Origin of the sequence: Enterobacter cloacae complex sp. P6RS, assembly GCF_014982245.1 — a bacterium.
Classification (GTDB): Bacteria; Pseudomonadota; Gammaproteobacteria; order Enterobacterales; family Enterobacteriaceae; genus Enterobacter; species Enterobacter bugandensis.
Genome location: NZ_JADCLB010000017.1, coordinates 66480 through 85104, shown reverse-complemented (window position 1 = coordinate 85104; position 18625 = coordinate 66480). Strand labels below are relative to the sequence as shown.

The 18625-nt window shown below is 56.9% G+C and carries 20 protein-coding genes, 1 other RNA gene and 1 pseudogene; 13 read left to right on the top strand and 9 right to left on the bottom strand.

The annotated features are described in order from the left end of the window. Window positions 1–168 precede the first annotated feature (168 nt). A complete protein-coding gene (gene glnK, locus INF73_RS10555; RefSeq protein WP_008503304.1) occupies window positions 169–507 on the top strand; it encodes a P-II family nitrogen regulator in 339 nt (112 codons plus the stop codon). A 35-nt stretch (window positions 508–542) separates the two neighbouring features. Continuing rightward, a complete protein-coding gene (amtB, locus tag INF73_RS10550) occupies window positions 543–1829 on the top strand; it encodes an ammonium transporter AmtB (protein ID WP_014882787.1) in 1287 nt (428 codons plus the stop codon). A gap of 94 nt (window positions 1830–1923) precedes the next feature. Here the strand turns inward: amtB and tesB are convergent, their stop codons facing one another. After that, complete coding sequence (tesB, locus tag INF73_RS10545; protein WP_028012172.1) at window positions 1924–2784, bottom strand: acyl-CoA thioesterase II; 861 nt, start codon at window positions 2782–2784, stop codon at window positions 1924–1926. 203 nt (window positions 2785–2987) lie between these two features. On the opposite strand from tesB, the gene INF73_RS10540 reads away from it, so the two are divergent. Then, on the top strand, window positions 2988–3515 hold the full coding sequence (locus tag INF73_RS10540; protein WP_193050702.1) for a YbaY family lipoprotein: 528 nt from the start codon (window positions 2988–2990) through the stop codon (window positions 3513–3515). 33 nt (window positions 3516–3548) lie between these two features. On the opposite strand, the pseudogene INF73_RS10535 reads toward INF73_RS10540, so the two are convergent. Continuing rightward, window positions 3549–3945, bottom strand: a pseudogene (locus INF73_RS10535) (MGMT family protein). A gap of 84 nt (window positions 3946–4029) precedes the next feature. Between INF73_RS10535 and ffs the strand changes: the two are divergent. The 3 genes from ffs to INF73_RS10520 all read left to right on the top strand — a co-directional run bounded on the left by ffs (window position 4030) and on the right by INF73_RS10520 (window position 4847). Beyond that, an RNA gene (gene ffs, locus INF73_RS10530) (signal recognition particle sRNA small type) lies at window positions 4030–4126 on the top strand. 257 nt (window positions 4127–4383) lie between these two features. Beyond that, on the top strand, window positions 4384–4635 hold the full coding sequence (locus tag INF73_RS10525) for a hypothetical protein (RefSeq protein ID WP_006176926.1): 252 nt from the start codon (window positions 4384–4386) through the stop codon (window positions 4633–4635). Further along, window positions 4632–4847 carry a hypothetical protein gene (locus INF73_RS10520; RefSeq protein ID WP_028012176.1) on the top strand — a complete coding sequence of 72 codons (216 nt, stop codon included), beginning with the start codon at window positions 4632–4634 and terminating at the stop codon, window positions 4845–4847. Before INF73_RS10525 ends, INF73_RS10520 begins: the two co-directional genes overlap by 4 nt. An 80-nt stretch (window positions 4848–4927) precedes the next feature. Here INF73_RS10520 and INF73_RS10515 read toward each other — a convergent pair whose 3' ends face one another. After that, window positions 4928–6349 carry a PLP-dependent aminotransferase family protein gene (locus tag INF73_RS10515; protein WP_193541215.1) on the bottom strand — a complete coding sequence of 474 codons (1422 nt, stop codon included), beginning with the start codon at window positions 6347–6349 and terminating at the stop codon, window positions 4928–4930. A gap of 86 nt (window positions 6350–6435) precedes the next feature. On the opposite strand from INF73_RS10515, the gene INF73_RS10510 reads away from it, so the two are divergent. From INF73_RS10510 to INF73_RS10500, 3 genes are all read left to right on the top strand, one after another. After that, window positions 6436–7047: a YitT family protein gene (locus INF73_RS10510; protein ID WP_028012178.1), complete on the top strand. Its 612-nt coding sequence runs from the start codon at window positions 6436–6438 to the stop codon at window positions 7045–7047. 76 nt (window positions 7048–7123) lie between these two features. After that, complete coding sequence (locus tag INF73_RS10505) at window positions 7124–8194, top strand: LacI family DNA-binding transcriptional regulator (RefSeq protein WP_193541217.1); 1071 nt, start codon at window positions 7124–7126, stop codon at window positions 8192–8194. A gap of 102 nt (window positions 8195–8296) precedes the next feature. Next, window positions 8297–11389, top strand: coding sequence for a beta-galactosidase (locus INF73_RS10500; RefSeq protein ID WP_193541220.1), 3093 nt, complete (start codon window positions 8297–8299; stop codon window positions 11387–11389). A gap of 33 nt (window positions 11390–11422) precedes the next feature. Here the strand turns inward: INF73_RS10500 and INF73_RS10495 are convergent, their stop codons facing one another. Continuing rightward, window positions 11423–12229: a nickel/cobalt efflux protein RcnA gene (locus INF73_RS10495; RefSeq protein WP_193541222.1), complete on the bottom strand. Its 807-nt coding sequence runs from the start codon at window positions 12227–12229 to the stop codon at window positions 11423–11425. Window positions 12230–12362: 133 nt separating this feature from the next. On the opposite strand from INF73_RS10495, the gene INF73_RS10490 reads away from it, so the two are divergent. After that, entirely contained in the window at window positions 12363–12635 is a 273-nt protein-coding gene (locus INF73_RS10490; protein ID WP_028012182.1) for a metal/formaldehyde-sensitive transcriptional repressor, read from the top strand. Here the strand turns inward: INF73_RS10490 and INF73_RS10485 are convergent. Next, entirely contained in the window at window positions 12628–14193 is a 1566-nt protein-coding gene (locus INF73_RS10485) for an EAL domain-containing protein (protein ID WP_193541223.1), read from the bottom strand. The genes INF73_RS10490 and INF73_RS10485 overlap by 8 nt on opposite strands. A 219-nt stretch (window positions 14194–14412) precedes the next feature. On the opposite strand from INF73_RS10485, the gene INF73_RS10480 reads away from it, so the two are divergent. Together INF73_RS10480 and ykgO are read left to right on the top strand one after the other, a co-directional pair. Continuing rightward, window positions 14413–14673 carry a type B 50S ribosomal protein L31 gene (locus tag INF73_RS10480; protein WP_006176933.1) on the top strand — a complete coding sequence of 87 codons (261 nt, stop codon included), beginning with the start codon at window positions 14413–14415 and terminating at the stop codon, window positions 14671–14673. A gap of 2 nt (window positions 14674–14675) precedes the next feature. Then, entirely contained in the window at window positions 14676–14816 is a 141-nt protein-coding gene (ykgO, locus tag INF73_RS10475; RefSeq protein ID WP_003859006.1) for a type B 50S ribosomal protein L36, read from the top strand. On the opposite strand, the gene INF73_RS10470 is transcribed toward ykgO, so the two are convergent. Then, window positions 14813–15523 carry a GNAT family N-acetyltransferase gene (locus INF73_RS10470; RefSeq protein WP_045259912.1) on the bottom strand — a complete coding sequence of 237 codons (711 nt, stop codon included), beginning with the start codon at window positions 15521–15523 and terminating at the stop codon, window positions 14813–14815. The genes ykgO and INF73_RS10470 overlap by 4 nt on opposite strands. Before the next feature lie 101 nt (window positions 15524–15624). Between INF73_RS10470 and INF73_RS10465 the strand changes: the two genes are divergently transcribed. Beyond that, window positions 15625–17085 (top strand): PLP-dependent aminotransferase family protein, encoded by a 1461-nt coding sequence (locus INF73_RS10465; protein WP_193541225.1) that lies wholly within the window; start codon window positions 15625–15627, stop codon window positions 17083–17085. Here the strand turns inward: INF73_RS10465 and INF73_RS10460 are convergent. The 3 genes from INF73_RS10460 to INF73_RS10450 form a co-directional block, all read right to left on the bottom strand. Further along, entirely contained in the window at window positions 17057–17524 is a 468-nt protein-coding gene (locus INF73_RS10460; protein ID WP_059354006.1) for a YlaC family protein, read from the bottom strand. The genes INF73_RS10465 and INF73_RS10460 overlap by 29 nt on opposite strands. A gap of 116 nt (window positions 17525–17640) precedes the next feature. Further along, a complete protein-coding gene (gene maa, locus INF73_RS10455) occupies window positions 17641–18192 on the bottom strand; it encodes a maltose O-acetyltransferase (RefSeq protein WP_028012187.1) in 552 nt (183 codons plus the stop codon). Window positions 18193–18401: 209 nt separating this feature from the next. After that, window positions 18402–18620: an HHA domain-containing protein gene (locus INF73_RS10450; RefSeq protein ID WP_008499287.1), complete on the bottom strand. Its 219-nt coding sequence runs from the start codon at window positions 18618–18620 to the stop codon at window positions 18402–18404. Window positions 18621–18625: the final 5 nt, after the last annotated feature.

Below are 18625 nucleotides of genomic sequence, written 5' to 3'. Positions count from 1 at the left end.
AAACGCACCGTGCACCGACATGGTGCGTTTTTTTTCGCCGGTTCGTTAAGGAAGACGGCATAACGCTCGTCGCACCGCTTTTCTCCCTCCATTTCATTTCTGGCACACCCTTTGCAATACCTTCTGCGTGAGCTGCGGCCATTACCGAATTCTGACTGGAGGGGATCTATGAAGCTGGTTACGGTGGTAATCAAACCATTCAAACTGGAAGACGTGCGTGAAGCATTGTCCTCAATGGGTATTCAGGGACTGACTGTCACCGAAGTGAAAGGCTTTGGTCGTCAGAAGGGTCATGCCGAGCTTTATCGCGGGGCGGAATACAGCGTTAACTTTCTGCCAAAAGTAAAAATTGATGTCGCGATTGCTGACGATCAGCTTGATGAAGTGATTGATGTGATTAGCAAAGCGGCCTACACCGGCAAAATTGGCGACGGCAAAATTTTCGTTGCCGAACTGCAGCGCGTCATTCGCATTCGTACCGGCGAATCTGACGAAGCGGCACTGTAAATAACGCCTGGCACACAGTGATAGGGATCGAGAAAATGAAGATAGCAACACTTAAAACGGGTCTGGGTTCGCTGGCACTGCTGCCGGGCCTGGCGCTGGCTGCTCCTGCCGTGGCAGACAAAGCCGATAACGCCTTTATGATGATCAGCACCGCGCTGGTGCTGTTCATGTCTATCCCGGGCATTGCGCTGTTCTACGGCGGCCTGATCCGCGGCAAAAACGTTCTCTCCATGCTGACGCAGGTTGCCGTGACGTTCGCGCTGGTCTGCGTGCTGTGGGTGGTTTACGGTTACTCGCTGGCCTTCGGTACCGGCAACGCCTTCTTTGGTAACTTCGACTGGGTAATGCTGAAAAATATTGAGCTGACCGCGCTGATGGGCAGCTTCTACCAGTACATCCACGTCGCGTTCCAGGGCTCGTTCGCCTGCATTACCGTCGGGCTGATCGTGGGGGCGCTGGCGGAGCGCATCCGTTTCTCTGCCGTTCTGATCTTCGTGGTGGTCTGGCTGACCCTCTCCTATGTGCCGATTGCGCACATGGTCTGGGGCGGTGGTCTGCTGGCAACGCACGGCGCGCTGGACTTTGCGGGCGGTACCGTTGTACATATCAACGCCGCGGTAGCGGGTCTGGTGGGCGCATACCTGATTGGCAAACGCGTGGGCTTCGGTAAAGAGGCGTTCAAACCGCATAACCTGCCGATGGTGTTTACCGGTACGGCTATCCTCTACTTTGGCTGGTTCGGCTTCAACGCCGGCTCCGCAAGTGCCGCGAACGAAATCGCCGCGCTGGCCTTCGTAAACACCGTTGTGGCGACGGCGGGTGCAATTCTCTCCTGGGTATTCGGTGAGTGGGCGGTACGCGGTAAACCTTCCCTGCTGGGTGCCTGTTCAGGGGCGATTGCCGGTCTGGTCGGTATCACCCCGGCGTGTGGCTATGTGGGTGTCGGTGGTGCGCTGCTGGTGGGACTGGTCGCGGGCCTGGCAGGTCTGTGGGGCGTCACCGCACTGAAACGCGTGCTGCGCGTGGATGACCCTTGCGATGTGTTCGGCGTCCACGGCGTGTGCGGCATCGTCGGCTGTATCATGACCGGCATCTTCGCCGCGAAATCACTGGGTGGCGTGGGCTACGCAGAAGGTGTCACCATGGTTCATCAGGTGCTGGTGCAGCTGGAAAGTATCGCTATCACCGTGGTGTGGTCTGCCGTTGTGGCCTTCATCGGCTATAAGCTGGCGGATATGACCGTTGGGCTGCGCGTACCGGAAGAGCAGGAGCGCGAAGGTCTGGACGTCAACAGCCACGGCGAGAATGCGTATAACGCCTAATAAAAAGCAAAACGGCAACTTCGGTTGCCGTTTTTAATGTTTATTCCCTCTCCCATGGGAGAGGGGCAGGGTGAGGGCATCAGGCCGCACACCATCACCCACGATTACGCATTACCCCTTCCTGCACCGTAGAAGCGACCAGCACGCCGTCCTGAGTATAAAACTCTCCACGCACAAACCCGCGAGCGCTCGACGCTGACGTACTCTCCACGCTGTAAAGCAGCCACTCATTCATATTGAACGGACGGTGGAACCACATGGAGTGATCGATGGTTGCGACCTGCATCCCTTTTTCAAGGAAACCAACGCCGTGCGGCTGTAGCGCAACCGGCAGAAAGTTAAAGTCTGACGCGTAGCCCAGCAGATACTGATGCACGCGGAAATCTTCCGGCACGGTGCCATTAGCGCGGATCCAGACCTGACGCTTCGGCTCGGCGGTGTGGCCTTTCATGGGGTTGTGGAACTCAACCGGGCGGATCTCCAGCGGTTTATCGCAGAGAAACTTCTCTTTGACCTGCGGCGGAAGCAGATGCGCCAGCGCGCGGGCGATATCGGTCTCTGATTTGAGTTCGTCCGGCGACGGTGCTGGCGGCATCACTTTCTGATGTTCATACCCCGGTTCCGGCGCCTGGAAAGAGGCGGTCATATAAAAGATAGGCTTACCGTTCTGAACGGCCGCCACGCGGCGTGCGCTGAAGCTGTTGCCGTCTCTCAGGACTTCAACGTCATACACAATCGGTTTTGCGCTGTCGCCAGGGCGTAAGAAATAGCTGTGGAATGAGTGCACCAGGCGGTCTGCAGGGACGGTCTCCTTTGCAGCGTAGAGCGCTTGTCCAACGACCTGGCCGCCGAAAACCTGACGTAAGCCGAGGTCTTCGCTCTGCCCGCGATAGAGTCCTTCCTCAATTTTTTCCAGATTCAGTAATGTCAGCAGATTGTTCAGTGCCTGACTCATAATTATCCTCAATAAACGCCGTAGCGAAAGATAGGCAGAGTATAACGCAGAAATGAAAGTGGTCCGATGGGTAGAATAATCTGAATGTCGGCACGTTTTTAGGCATTAATCGGTGATCTGTGCCACACTTAAAAACGTTATGTGATTGAAACGACATCGGATGGGATCGATCCCGCTGGTGCATTGATGATAAGGAGACTTCAATGAAACTCGTGCCCATGCTAAGTGGTGTAGCTATTGCGGTGGCGTTGTCCGCCTGTGCCGGTAAGAGCGCCCAGGTGCCGGTACCAGCTGCAAATCCGAACGGGATTAATACCCTTTCACAGCAATCCATTCAGCAGCCTAACGTTTCCGGTACAATCTGGATTAAACAGAGAGTCGCTCTGCCGCCGGATGCGGTATTAACGGTCACGCTGTCTGATGCTTCCCTGGCAGACGCGCCGTCGAAGGTGCTGGCCCAGCGCGCGGTCCGTACTGAAGGTAAGCAGGCTCCGTTTAGCTTCGTGTTGCCGTATAACCCGTCAGACGTGCAGCCGAATGCCCGTATTCTGCTGAGCGCAGCGGTAACCATCAACGGCAAGCTGGTCTTTATCACCGATACGGTCCAGGAAGCGATTAACCACGGTGGAACCAAAATCGACCTGAATCTGGTGCCGGTGCAGCAAACCGAAGTCCCGGTTGCTCCACAGACCAATCAGCCGTCCCTGCCAACCCCACCGACCCAGATGTAACTGTTGCTCTTACCCTCTCCTTCGGGGGAGGGTTTAGTACACCCAGCGGTATTTCTGCAAATCAATCTGTCCTGCGCCCGACACCTGCACACCCTCTGAAAGCAATGCCTGACGCTGACGCTGGAGATCCGGCCCGGTCAGCGAGATAGCACCATGACGGTTCACCACCCGATGCCAGGGCAGCGTACTTCCCTCCGGCAGCCGCTTCAGGACGCCACCGACCTGTCGCGCCGCGCGTGGAGAGCCTGCCAGCCTTGCCACATCACCGTAGGTGGTGACATAGCCTTCCGGAATCGAGGCCACGATTTGCCATACGCGCTGGGGAAAGGAGTCGTTTTCGTCCATACCTTCACCTGTGGGGATGTTTGGACCGTCATGGTAAACGAAGATCGCCCTGATTGCTGCGCCTGTTTGCGCAAGAAACCAGCATCCGGTTCCTGGTCGCTTGCAATTGGCTCTTCGCACAGGGATAATGCGCCAGCGCGTTGGTTATCAACGCTCTCAATGGGGGCTCTGTTGGTTCTCCCGCAACGCTACTCTGTTCACCAGGTCAGGTCCGGAAGGAAGCAGCCAGGGCAGACGACGTGGGTGCCGGGATGTAGCTGGCAGGGCCCCCACCCATTTGTGGCCTCATCCATCTTTCCTGTTTCCATCTCTTTTTAGCCTTTATTCCACAATAATATAATGCCTATTCCGTGTAATATATATTTCATCGCTCTGAAATATTACTGTCATAAACCTGTAATAATAGACTGGCATTTTATAATTGGACGTCTATTTTCGTCAAAATTCAAAAAATATAGATCTGGATAACAGAGATAACTTCGTGTATTAAATAAAGTACTTATTCCGAAGGGAAGTGACAAACATGGCTACTGCAGTTTTAAATGTTAAAATTGACGAAGCGCTAAAAGAAAGACTCCGCCACTATGCGGAAGTCAATAACGAGAATTTAAGCGTGACCACAGAGAAACTGCTGCTGCTGGCGTTTGAAGCAGTAGAAGAGGCGGGAGTATCGGAAGAGGATATTGATAATCAGCATACGGAAGAAGAGAGCGTTTCTCCTTTTACTCCTAAAGAAATCAAGGCTTTACGTAAACTCCTGAAGAAGAGAAAATGAAACAACAACTGTCAACTGCCAGCGACTACAACGAGGCCTGCGCTCTGTTGCGTTCAGGCTACGTGAAGCATGTACGTCTTGGCTGGAATGTTGGAAGCGATGAGTTCTTTCGTATTGCGTCTGACTGGTGTGATACCGGTGCAAAAATAAAGAAAGACGGTGATAATTTCGTTATTTCCCTGAAAGGTTTCCCCATTCCTCCTCAGCACTAAATCCTGACCAGTGAAAACTGCTGACTGCATATATTACAGTCAGCAGTTTTTATTTTATGATCCAGTTCAAAATTTTAATATTAAACCAGGCGGCGTTTGACTGCTGGCGTATTTGAATTTAGCGCGAGCCATAACGGTTTAATCCGCAGCAATGCCGCTTCCAGCTCCGCTGGCTCCAGCGAAAAGGGCATACGTAAAAAGCGGTCAAACGCCCCCGATAAGCCAAACCGCGTCCCGGTGCCCAGGTTAATCCCGATGATTTCTGCCCGTGCGGCAAGCTGTGTCGCCAGCATGCCAGGAAGTTCGATCCAGTAAGAGAGCCCACCCTCCGCCTCATGAAACGTCCACTCCGGGAAATGTTCTCGCAGCAGGTTACTGCATCGATCGCGCCGTTCCGCCAGCATCTTGCGGCGAGCGGGCAGAAAACGCTCGCTATTGTCGATAAGCCATAGCGTCGCCAGCTGCTCAAGCAGCGGCGAGCCTAAATCCAGCGTATCGCGCGTCTGGGCGAGCGTGGCGATAGTCCGCGAGGAGGCGCGGATCCAGCCGAGACGCAGCCCGCCCCAGAAGCTTTTTCCGGCAGAGCCTAGCGTAATCACGCTGGCCTGCGGGTTAAACGATGCCAGCGGTGGCGGCGGTGGCGAATCAAACCAGAGATCGACCATCGTTTCATCCACGACCAGCGCCGTGCGGGTCTGGGCTGCTATATCAGCGATTGCCTGACGGGTGGCGATATCCATGCATCGACCGGTTGGGTTGTGAAAATCTGGCATCAGGTAGGCCAGGCGCGGCGCGGTCTGGGCAAGCGTAGCCGCAAAGCCATCCGTATCCCAGCCCGTTTCCGGCAACGACACTCCTACTGGCCGACACTGCGCTCCCTGAATAGCGGCAATCGCCAGCGGATAGGTGGGGTGATCGACCACGACGCGATCCCCCGGTCCTGCCATCATCCGCAGCACCAGCGCGAACCCGCTGACGGCACCGTTGACCACCATCACCTCGTCTGCCCGGGTGGGAAGACCTCGCGCGGTATAGCGCGCAGCGATGGCCTCCCGTAGCGCCGGCAGCCCAAGCTGCTCGTAGCCCGTCAGCGAGAGGTGTTGAGTAATAGCCGTCAGTGCATGGGTGTAAGCCTGGTGGATCTCCGGCCCGGCGCCGAGGGCGGCAGTGGAAAGATCCAGGGCGACGCTCGCTGCGGAAAGCGTGGGAACGGCGCGTGCATCCGGGAGGATGACGCGCGACCCGCTGCCGTGGCGGCTTTCAAGATAACCCTCTTCACGCAGGTGGGCGAGGGCGCTGCTGACGGTGGTTCGGCTGACGTTCAGCACCGTCGCCAGCTCACGCTCACCCGGCAGGCGCGTATGCAGCGCCAGCCGGCCATCAAGGATTAATAAGCGCAGCGCGTCGGCCAGCTGGCGCCAGAGCGGAGTGCGGGATGAAGTTTGCTGCCAGTGCCCTAAAAGGCGTACCAAAGACTGGCTTCCGAAGCGGCGTGATGACATAAGCAGTCCACTATTTAAAAACTGGACATTAATCTTAGTGCCATTTTAGGTCAGGATGAAAGTCGGGTTCACTGGAGAAGATAAAAATGGTACGTCGTCTGCTACAACTTTATGTCGGTTTAGGGCTGTATGGGCTTTCCACCGCGATGTTTATTCGTGCGGATCTGGGGGTCGATCCGTGGGATGTGTTTCACCTTGGCGTAGGAATACAGCTGGGGATGAGCATCGGGACGGTGATCATTTTGACCGGGGCTGCGGTGCTCTTACTGTGGATCCCACTGCGTCAGATGCCCGGTCTTGGCACGATCAGTAACGTGATTTGTATCGGTCTGGCGGCGGACGCCAGCATGGCGCTTATCCCCGAACTGAGTTCGTTATCCGTGCGCATCGCTTTCCTGGTGTCGGGCATCGTGATGAACGCGATCGCCACCAGCATGTACATCGGGGCCGGTTTCGGGCCTGGTCCGCGCGACGGCCTGATGACCGGCATTCACGCCCGGCTGGGGTGGTCCATTCGCAGCGTGCGTACCTCCATCGAAGTGTCCGTCCTGCTGATTGGGTGCGTGCTGGGTGGCTCGTTTGGGGTGGGAACCGTGGCGTATGCTCTGACCATTGGTCCGCTTATTCAGCTCTGTTTGCCCTGGTTCCGCCAGAAGCCGCGCGGTGAGAAAATGACGCAGCCGGAGCGGGTTGTTTAATTTGCGAAGCGCTCACATGTTTTAACGGCGTCGCTGTGCCAAAATAGACGCTTCGAAAATCGCGATGCCAGAACGCATGAAAGCAATCACTCTTTATGATGTCGCCCTCCTTGCGGGGGTTTCTTATCAGACCGTTTCCCGCGTGATTAACGACGCGGAGCACGTCTCTGCCCGCACGCGGGAAAAGGTGCAGCAGGCAATGGCGGAGCTGCATTACGTTCCCAACCTGCGGGCGCAGCAGCTGGCGGGGAAACGCACCCGTACGCTGGGGCTCATCACCACCGATCTGGCGCTGCACGCGCCTTCGCAAATTGTCTCGGCGGTAAAATCCCGGGCTGCAGGGCAGGGGGCGAGCGTCCTGATTTCCATGGTGGAGCAGCCGCAGCAGTGTCAGGCGGCGCTTCAGGCGCTGCTGGCGCAGCGGGTAGACGCGCTGCTGGTAAATGTGCCGCTTGACGATCCGCACGCCGAAGCGCTCAGGTCGCTGGCGACGCCCGTCCCGGTGCTGTTCCTCGACGTGTCACCGTCAGCGCAGGTAAATAGCCTCGTGTTTAACGCCGAAGAGGGGGCACGACTGGGCGTTGAGCATCTGCTTTCGCTGGGGCATCAGCATATTGCCCTGCTGAGCGGGCCGGAAAGCTCTGTCTCTGCGCGCACGCGTCTGGCGGGATGGAAAGCGACGCTGGCGCATGCGGGTCTCGACGCGGCTGCGGTGGCCTACGGCGACTGGAGCGCGGCCAGCGGCTATGAGAAGGGACATGTGCTGCTTTCGGGGGCGGTACTGCCGGATGCCATTCTGGTGGCGAACGATCAGATGGCGCTTGGGGTAATGCGCGCCTGTGCGGAAAAAGGGATAGCTGTTCCTGGCCAGATATCGGTGGTCGGGTTTGATGATACGGCCGACAGCGCCTGGTTTTCTCCGCCGCTGACGACCATTCGTCAGGCGTTTCGTGAGGCAGGCGAGCGCAGCGTGGAGTGGCTTCTGTCCCCCAGCGGGGGGGAGGAATGCTGGCAGGTTCAACTGCCGGTAACGCTGGTGACCCGCCATTCCAGCGCGCGCCGTACCCCGCAGCAGGCCGAACGCGAGGATCTGGCGCAGCAGCTCAGAAGCCTGGCCCTCCTTGCCGGGCAGCTTGCCCGCAAATAAAACTTTGTGATCGGACTCGCTACCCCGCGATTGCGTGCTTTACCGTCGCCGGGTGCCAGGGCATGTTAACCAAAATTGTGAGCGCTTCGCAAAGAGGTTACTATGCCCAATACTTTATCGCTGACTCTCAGCGCCATTCTGGCCCGACGGGACTGGGAAAACCCGGGTGTCACCCAGTGGAACCGTCTGGAGGCCCATGCGCCGTTACACAGCTGGCGTCTTGAACAGCCTGCCCTGGATGATGCTGCATCCGCCAGCAGACGCTCCCTCAATGGGGTGTGGCGATTTAACTACTTTCCTGCACCCGAGCAAATCCCGGAGGCGTGGGTAACCGAAGACTGTGCGGACGCCGTTGCGATGCCCGTGCCGTCGAACTGGCAGATGCAGGGGTTTGACACGCCCATCTACACCAACGTCACCTATCCTATCCCCGTTAATCCGCCTTTTGTGCCGCAGGAAAACCCAACCGGCTGTTACTCGCTCACATTTGATGTGGATGACGCGTGGCTTCAGAGCGGGCAGACCCGCATTATCTTTGACGGCGTGAACTCTGCGTTTCATCTGTGGTGCAACGGGCGGTGGATGGGCTATTCCCAGGACAGCAGGCTGCCTGCCGAATTCGATCTCTCGACGGTCCTGCGGCCCGGTGAGAACCGCCTGGCGGTCATGGTGTTGCGCTGGTGCGACGGCAGCTATCTGGAAGATCAGGATATGTGGCGCATGAGCGGTATTTTCCGCGATGTGACGCTGCTGCATAAACCCGAAACGCAGATTGCCGATTATCGCGTGGTGACGGACCTGAATGCGGAGCTGGACCGCGCGGTGCTTAAGGCAGATGTCGCGCTGGCAGGGGGGGGCTTTGCAGACTGCGAGGTGGTCTTTACCCTGTGGCGCAAGGGTGAAAAATGCGCCAGCGTTTCCCGGCGTCCGGGGTCTGCCGTTGTGGACGAGCGCGGCAGCTGGGACGAACGCTTAACGGTGGCGATCCCCATTGACCGCCCCGCGCTCTGGAGTGCTGAAACGCCGGAACTGTATCGCCTGACGATGGCGCTTCTCGGCCCACAGGATGAGGTGCTGGAGGTTGAGGCGTGCGATGTGGGCTTCCGCCGCGTTGACATCAGCAACGGCCTGCTGAAGCTTAACGGTAAGCCGCTGCTGATCCGCGGCGTTAACCGACACGAGCATCACCCGGAAAATGGTCAGGTGATGGACGAGGCGACCATGCGTCGCGACATCGAAATCATGAAGCAGCATAACTTCAACGCCGTGCGCTGTTCGCACTACCCGAACCATCCGCTGTGGTACAGCCTTTGCGATCGCTACGGACTGTACGTCGTTGACGAAGCCAATATTGAAACCCACGGCATGGTGCCGATGAGCCGCCTCGCTGACGATCCGCGCTGGCTGCCCGCCATGAGCGAGCGCGTAACCCGCATGGTGCAGCGCGATCGCAATCATCCCTCAATTATCATCTGGTCGCTGGGTAACGAGTCCGGCCACGGCGCGAATCATGATGCGCTGTACCGCTGGCTGAAAACCACCGATCCCACGCGCCCGGTGCAGTACGAAGGCGGCGGGGCGAATACGGCGGCGACCGATATTGTTTGTCCGATGTACGCCCGGGTCGATTGGGATCAGCCTTTCCCGGCGGTGCCTAAATGGTCAATCAAAAAATGGATCGGCATGCCCGACGAAATGCGTCCGCTGATCCTCTGTGAATACGCCCACGCGATGGGAAACAGCTTCGGCGGGTTTGCGAAATACTGGCAGGCGTTTCGCAGCCATCCTCGCCTGCAGGGTGGGTTTGTCTGGGACTGGGTCGATCAGGCGTTGACGAAGAAAGACGAAAAGGGCAACGCGTTCTGGGCCTACGGCGGGGACTTTGGCGATACGCCGAACGATCGCCAGTTTTGCCTCAATGGCCTGGTCTTCCCCGATCGCACGCCGCACCCGGCGCTGTACGAAGCGCAGCGCGCCCAGCAGTTCTTTACCTTTACGCTGGTCAGTACCTCTCCGCTGGTGATTGAGGTGCAAAGCGACTACCTGTTCCGCCCTACCGATAACGAGGTGCTGAGCTGGACGGTTGCCCGGGACGGAGACGTGCTGGCCGCAGGTGAGGTGACGCTCGCGATAACGCCTGAAGGCGCCCGGCGTCTGGAACTCGACCTGCCGGAGCTGAAGGCCGAGCCGGGTGAAATCTGGCTGAATGTTGAAGTGCGCCAGCCGCGGGCAACGCCGTGGTCACCGGCTGACCATCGCTGCGCGTGGGAACAGTGGCTGCTTCCGTCTCCGCTGTTTGTCGCACCGCCAGCCTCTACGGGCGAGCCGCCGGTTTTAACGCAAAACGATCGCATCCTGGCGATCGCGCATGGTCAACAGCGCTGGCAGTTCGATCGCGCATCCGGAAACCTGACTCAATGGTGGCGAAATGACGTTGAAACGCTGCTTTCACCCGTGACGGATAACGTCAGCCGCGCGCCGCTGGACAACGACATTGGGGTGAGCGAAGCGACGCGCATCGATCCAAATGCGTGGGTTGAACGCTGGAAAGCGGCGGGCATGTACGATCTCACCTCGCGCATGCTGCACTGTGAGGCAGAGCAGCATGCGCGTGAGGTGGTGGTTACCACACTTAATGTCCTGGAGCATCGCGGCAGGGCGCTGTTCCTGAGCCGTAAAATCTGGCGGGTGGACGAGCAGGGGGTTCTGCATGGCGACATTCAGGTCGATATTGCGTCTGATATCCCGGAGCCCGCGCGCATTGGCCTGAGCGTTCATCTCGCTGAAACGCCAGAAAAGGTTGACTGGCTGGGGCTGGGGCCGCATGAAAACTACCCGGACAGAAAGCTGGCGGCGCAGCAGGGGCACTGGACACTGCCCCTGGCAGACATGCACACGCCGTATATCTTCCCGACGGAAAATGGTTTGCGCTGCGATACCCGCAAACTTGTGCTGGGTGCGCATCAGCTGAATGGCGCGTTCCATTTCTCAGTGGGCCGCTATAGCCAGCAGCAACTGCGTGAGACAACCCATCATCATCTGCTGCGGGAAGAGCCGGGGTGCTGGCTCAACCTCGATGCGTTTCATATGGGGGTGGGCGGCGATGACTCCTGGAGCCCCAGCGTTTCACCGGAATTTATCCTGCAGACGCGCCAGCTTCGTTATACCTTTAGCTGGCAGCAGACTCTTACCTGACCAGAGAGGCGGCCACCGGGCGTGGCCGCCTGCTTACGCCAGAATGCCGCTCAGGCCATGCAGGCTCATGTAAATCCCTACCACGATAATCAGCGCGGCGGAGATCCATGGCGCTTTGCGGGAAAGTTCGCTGAATCCGGGCCAGCGTTTTGTCGCGTGCTTAAGGCTTAAGGCGGCAATCGCGCCGGAAGCGACCAGCGTTAACGCCAGACCGATGCTGAAGCTGAATACCAGCGTCGCGCCGAGCGCAAAATGCTTCAACTGCAGGCAGATCAGCAGAACGGTGATGGACGCCGGGCAGGGGATAAGCCCGCCGGTCAGGCCAAACATCGCGATTTGTCCTGTCGTCACGTTTTGTCCGTTAAAACGCCGGTTGATATCCTGCGCGTGCGCGCGCTGGTGGGCGTCCTGCCACTCCTCTTCAACCAGCGGGTGTTCATGGTGATGATCATGGTGGTGGTCATGATGGTGGTGGCAATCGTGATGATGATCGTGCGGCCGGCTCTCTTTCCAGGTTCGCCAAGCCATCCACAGGGCGATTGCAACGATCAACACCCCGGAGATCAGCTGGAACCAGGGTTCAGACGTATGTGCGTCCCAGCCGCGGCCAAACCATAGTCCTGCCATGGCAATGATCCAGACTACCGCCGTATGGGAAAGCGTAGCCGCCAGACCGAGCAGCACCGCCTGCTTCAGCGTGCCGCGGATAGCCACGATAAAGGCAGCCATCATTGTTTTTGAGTGGCCCGGCTCCAGGCCATGCAGCGCACCGAGCAGGATAGCGCTGGGAACAAACAGCCAGGCATTACCCTGCTGCAGGAGTGAAGCAAAATCGTTCATTGAAATTTCCAGTATGGAAAGCGTGCGCAAATAGTACTCCCCCCCAGTAGCCTAATACTACCCCCCAGTAGAAAAATACTCAGGGGGAGTAGAGCGTGATATGCTTTAAAAGCCAAAACTGAGGGAGACAGAGATGTCACATACCGTTCGCGATAAGAAGATGTTATTGACTCGCCTGAAGAAAATTCAGGGTCAGAGCACCGCGCTGGAGAAAATGCTCAACAGCGATCACGAATGTGCCGAGGTGTTACAGCAGCTGGCGGCGATCCGTGGCGCGGTCAATGGCATGATGATGCAGGTGATTGAAGGGCATCTTACCGATCATGTCGTGAAAGAGCCCGAAGAGGCGCAGCGTGAAGCCGATCTTGGCGTCGTGCTGCAGGTGATCAAATCCTATCTTAAGTAGAGCGCGTGGCGAGGTTGTTCTCTGCCCAAAGGATAAATTCCGTCTTGGGCAGCGCCTTACTGTAGAACCACCCCTGCCCATACTGCACGCCGTGGCGGTGCAGCCAGGTAAGCTGCCCTTCGGTCTCCACGCCTTCCGCCACCATTGCCAGCTGCAGCGACTTCGCCATTTCGATAATGTGCGGCGTTACGTTTTTGTACTCCAGTGCATCCACGAACGATTTGTCAATTTTTAGCGTGTCGACATCGAGATGCTGCAGATAGCTGAGGCTGGAATAGCCCGTGCCAAAATCATCAATGTAAACAGGGTGGCCCGAACGGCGAAACGCGGCGATAGCCGGCGCGCTGATTTTGGGGTCGGCAAAGCCACGCTCGGTTAACTCAAGGGCGATTTGTCGGGGATGAATCTGCCACTTATTCAGGAGTTGACTCAGTAAAGGCGGCAGATTACCGGAGGTCAAATCGGCCGGGGCGAGGTTGATGGAGATATGCTGATCGGGGTGGAGCTGCAGCCAGTGGCCCATATCTTCAAACACTTTTTCCATAACTAACTGCGTCAGCTGCGAGATGAGGCCGGTTTGCTCGGCAAGCGGCACAAATATATCAGGCGAGAGACTGCTTCCGTCTGGCTGGGGCCAGCGCGCAAGCGCTTCCGCACCCACGATTTTTCCACTGCACAGCGCCACGATAGGCTGATAGTGAACCACAAAATCGCGGCTGTTAATGGCGTCCAGCAGGCGATTGCGCGGCGACTGGATTCGTCGCAGGATCCGCAGGACAAACAGTGCCGCCAGCAGGCTTATCAGGACGCCAAACGGCAGCCAGAAAAGCAGCTGTCGGTGCCAGCTTTCAGCCAGGGGGGTGAGCGCTGCCCACGTGACGACAGTAAATCCAAGCTCAGGTACCGGCTTCATCACGTACATGGAGCCCTTGTACTGAACGCTGGAGACGCCTCGATCGTTGATCCGATCGCGGATATGCGGATCAAGCGTGTTACTGCTGGCGAAAATAAGATGCGTTGCGCTTCCCACCAGAGCGGCATCAATGGCAATCGCCCCGAAAGGGATCACATCTACAAGCGAGGCAGGATCGACCAGAACAAGGTAATGGCCTTTCCCGAGCACGGCCATATAGCGGTGAAAGCCAAGATCGTTCTGTGCGGTAAGCCACGCGCTGTAGCCATCTTCGGTGATACGCATGGGAGGAGGATAAGCGGCGGATTTACTGGCCTGCTCAAGCGAAGAGCAGAGGGGTGTGAGGTTGTCGATATAGATCACCTCCTGGATATAGCGCCACGAGAACGCGACCCGACGTATTTCCCTCAAATGCAGCGGACTACAGGGAACGCCCTTAAATCCCTGCAGGTGATTTAACGCTTCTTTAGCCTGATCCACGACCCTGTCGGTGCGCATCAGCACCCGAGAAGCATAGCTATCCAGCGCATCAACAAATTTCTCTTCTGCCTGGCGATGGGCAAGCCAGATGCTGAGGCAAATGGGAACCAGCACGGAAAAGATAAGTACGCCAGTCACCAGACTGACCAGATGTCGGGTTTTCATGCTGTCGTTTCCTTTCTCATATGCCCGAATCCGGACGCTGAGTTTCCTGCCTGAAGAGAAAGATTTTACCGCGAAATGAAATAGTTATAGCACGTGGGGGCAGGGTTTTCATGTTATCTAAAGCAAATTAGAAAATATCCTCAGGAGAGAGAGGGTTGTTTTTTCAACCTTGCCTGGATATTATTTTGTTATGTTATAACAAAACACAAAGGGTTTATGATGAAACCAAACATCCATCCAGCGTATCGCACCGTGGTATTCCACGACACCAGTGCCAATGAATACTTTAAAGTGGGTTCAACCATTAAAACCGACCGCGAAATTGAGCTCGACGGTGAAACGTATCCGTACATCACTATCGAGGTTTCTTCAAAATCGCATCCGTTTTATACCGGTAAGCAAAAAACGTTTTCCACGGATGGCAGCGCAGCGCGCTTCCGCAAGCGTTTTGGCGGTTTTCTTAATGCGAAGCGGGGCTAACCATGCAGGTACTTAACTCATTGCGCAGCGCAAAACAGCGTCACCCGGATTGCCAGATAGTCAAACGCAAGGGACGCTTATACGTGATTTGCAAATCCAATCCGCGTTTTAAGGCGGTGCAGGGACGTAAAAAAAGACGCTAGACGCGCGTTTCTCGCCAGCTTTCCAGGGATCTTTTCTGTTTGCCATCGGCAGTAAAATTGTCGGTGGCAAGCCAGCCTTCAAAGGCGCTCGCCAGCGCCGGCCACTCTTTGTCGAGAATCGAAAACCAGTCGGTATCCCGGTTACGGCCTTTTATGACCAGCGCCTGGCGAAAACGGCCTTCAAATTGAAAGCCCAGACGCAGTGCCGCTTTGCGTGATGGTTCGTTCAGGCTGTTGCACTTCCATTCATATCGCCGGTAGCCCAGGGTATCGAACGCGTACCGCATCAGCAGATATTGCGCTTCTGTTGACATGGGCGTGCGGCTTAACAGCACGGAGAAGTGAACGTGTCCCACTTCCACAACGCCGTTTTTAGGATCGATCCGCATCAGGGCCAGCGTCCCGACCGGGGCCTGGGTCTGATTATCTATAACGGTAAAGTGCATCGGGTCAGATAACTCACACACGCTTGCCACCCATTCGGCAAACTCAGCGGCCGTGGCATCGGGTTCACGCAGTAGCCACGTCCAGCTCCGGGTATCTCCGGCCAGAGCATAGGCGGAGAACAGCGCCCCGGCATGCTCCACGCGCAACGGTTCAAGCCGACAATAATGCCCCTGCAGTACCACCCGGGACGGATGAGGGCGAGGCTGCCAGTCGGTAAGGGCTTCGCCCACAGGTTGTCCAAACTCATTGAATGTCTTCATCTTTATTTCCGTGACGTTGAGAAGAGTTCCAGATTAGAAAATTACTGGTTCCTTAAAAAGAACCACTCGGATATGTTTTGGTGGTACCACAAGGAGATGAGATGAACATACCGGGCGATGAACTTTATACCTTGCTCCATGCTGCGCTTAAAACGCGTGGGGAAGAGACGCTCCAGCGCGCGCTCTATCTCGCTTTGCGGGAGGCCATACTGGGCGGAAGGCTTCGGTCCGGCAGCCAGCTGTCCGGCTCGCGAACGCTGGCGCAGCAGCTTTCCGTTTCACGGAACACCGTCAATGCGGCGCTGGACCAGCTCACGCTCGAAGGCTATTTGCTGCGTAACCGTCAGGGGACGCGGGTGGCACAATTCGCCCATCGTGCCAGCCCGCGGGTTCTGACCGATCCAGAGGTCAGGCTGGCAAAACGTGTCGTCCAGCTGCCTGCACCTGTGCCGCGCGACACCCCGGTGATGGCCTTTACGCCGGGAACGCCCGCCATCAACTATTTCCCCTTGCCGCTGTGGCGGCGATTGTACGATCGCGTCCTGCGGGAAGAGGGGAGCGCTCTGCTGGGCTATGGCGACCCGGCCGGTGAGCCGTCGCTGCGGGCCGCCATCGCCCGTCACCTTGCGCTTTCTCGCGGCATTGACTGCGACGCCAGCCAGATTGTGATAACCGAAGGGGCGCTGGAGGGCGTCAATCTGTGCACGATGCTGTTAAGCGAGCCGGGGGATGTCGCCTGGGTGGAAAATCCCGGCTACAGCGGGGCCAAAAGTGCCTTCGTCAAAACCGGCCTTGCGATGACCGGCATACCGGTGGATGACGAGGGAATGTGCTGGGAAGGGCTGCATGCGCCTTCACCTGCGCTCGTTTTCACTTCGCCGTCGCATCAGTTTCCTTACGGGAGCGTGCTCAGCGCGCGGCGGCGTCTGGCGCTGCTGGAACTGGCCCGCCAGCACAAGGCGTGGATCATTGAGGACGATTACGACAGCGAGTTCCGCTATGTCGGCGAGCCCGTACCGGCGATGCTGGGCATGGTCAACAACGCGCCCGTTGTGTATCTGGGGACGTTCAGTAAAACGCTGTTTCCGTCGCTCCGAATGGGGTTCATGGTGTTACCGCCAGCGCTGGCGAAAGCGGCGCGTCCGGCCATCGGCTCGCTGCTGCGCGGCGGGCATCGCGCAGAACAGCGCACCCTGGCGCTGTTTATCGAGGAGGGGCACTATGCCCGTCATCTTGCCGCCATGCGTCGGCTGTATCGTAAGCGTTACCGCCAGCTGCGGGAGGTGCTGAGCGCAGAGCTTCAAACTCCGCACCGTGTTCTTGCAGGTGAAGGGGGAATGCACCTGACATTGGCGATTGACGGTATCGACGACCAGCGCCTGGTGGAGAAAGCGAGGGCATTTCAGCTGGCACCCGCTGCGCTGAGCGGCTATTACCTCGAGACGAAGCAGGGGCAAACCGGCCTGGTTTTAGGTTACGGCAACACCTCTGCTTCGCAGTTTGCGCCGGGTATCGGACGCCTGCAGGCGTTAATTACGCAGCAGCAGAGCGGGAAAGGGTAAAAACATCATAAAAAGAGAGCTGGCCTTTCGTTGCGACCATTTTCTGCAGCTTCTCTTTGTGCACGGTTTCGACAGCCGGAGAGTGCAGGATGCTGTCAATAAGCTCATTTGGCACAAAACGCGTGTTGTACCATTCGCCGTTGTAGCAGACCCGGAAATCGAGGACGTCGATATCTTCGTAACGGTAGCGGGGATTCACGTCGAAAAAGAAAAAGGCGTTAAACACGACAAACAGCACCACCAGCAGCCAGACGGAGTCCACCAGCGTTTCGGACTTCAGCATGACAATCAGCGTCGCCAGCCAGGCGGCATACATGGCAACAAACAGCCCGGGATGTTTGCGGATAAAGCTAATGCTAAAGCGCGGGCGATTGTCTCGCTTTTCGCGGTGGTTAAGATCGTCGATGGTAGCGGTAAGCAGGCGCTGTATCTCGGTCATTTTTGGCCTTTTGAGAGTTGACAATACAGGGTATCTGCCAATTTTAGGGGAGCCATCCGGCTGAAAAAAGTAACAGTCGGGCGCTAAAAGACCATAACAGTTGGCTCCCCGGATCGTTACAGCGTTTTGATGATTTTCGCCGGGTTGCCGCCCACAACGACGTTAGCCGGCACGTCTTTCGTCACGACGGCACCGGAAGCCACAACCACATTATCCCCGATGGTGACGCCTGGGTTAATGACCGCACGTCCACCAATCCAGACATTATTGCCAATGGTGACGGGCTTACCAAACTCCACTCCGCTGTTACGTTCTTGCGCATCCAGCGGATGGGTGGCCGTATAAATATGAACGCCCGGCGCGAGCATGCAGTTGTCACCAATATGTACAGGGCAGACATCCAGCATTACGCAATCGAAGTTGGCGTAAAAGTCTTTGCCCAGATAAATGTTATATCCATAGTCACAGCGGAAGCTCGGCTCAATATACGCCCCTTCGCTTTGTCCCAGCAGTTCCGCCAGAATATTCTGGCGTTCTGTTTTTTCGTCAGGCGCGGTGTGGTTATAGCGGTGAAGCAGATGGCGCGCCCGAAGCCGGTCGGCGCGTAACGTCTCATCACCAGGGCGGTAATGTTCACCTGAAATCATCTTCTGTTTTTCTATGCTCATCGGAAACCTCTCTGGATGTTATTCCTGAAGGGTAATCGCAACAGGCGTTAAGGGGAACGTTCCCGGAAGGCCGATGTGACCACAGTCACAACATTGTTGCTGATGAGCGCGTTTAACACGGAGACCTGGCTTTCGCGCAGGGAGCATAACGGGACAGGTGAATACAACTTATAACGTGGCGTAGAACCTCTACAGACACACTTCAAAGATTAACGGACAAATTTCCATACAGAAGTAGGGATTTTGTCATACAGCTTATTCATCGTTAGCTCTGCAAGGCGATGGTCAGCGGCTGAATAAAATACCGCCAGTTCATTATCAGAAAGCTCGTATTTATTCTTTTCAATGACGCGTTCAAGGGTGTCAATTGACTGACAACGTCGTAAGCGCATCAAATAATCGATTTTTGTGAGTGGTTTATCAGACATAAATT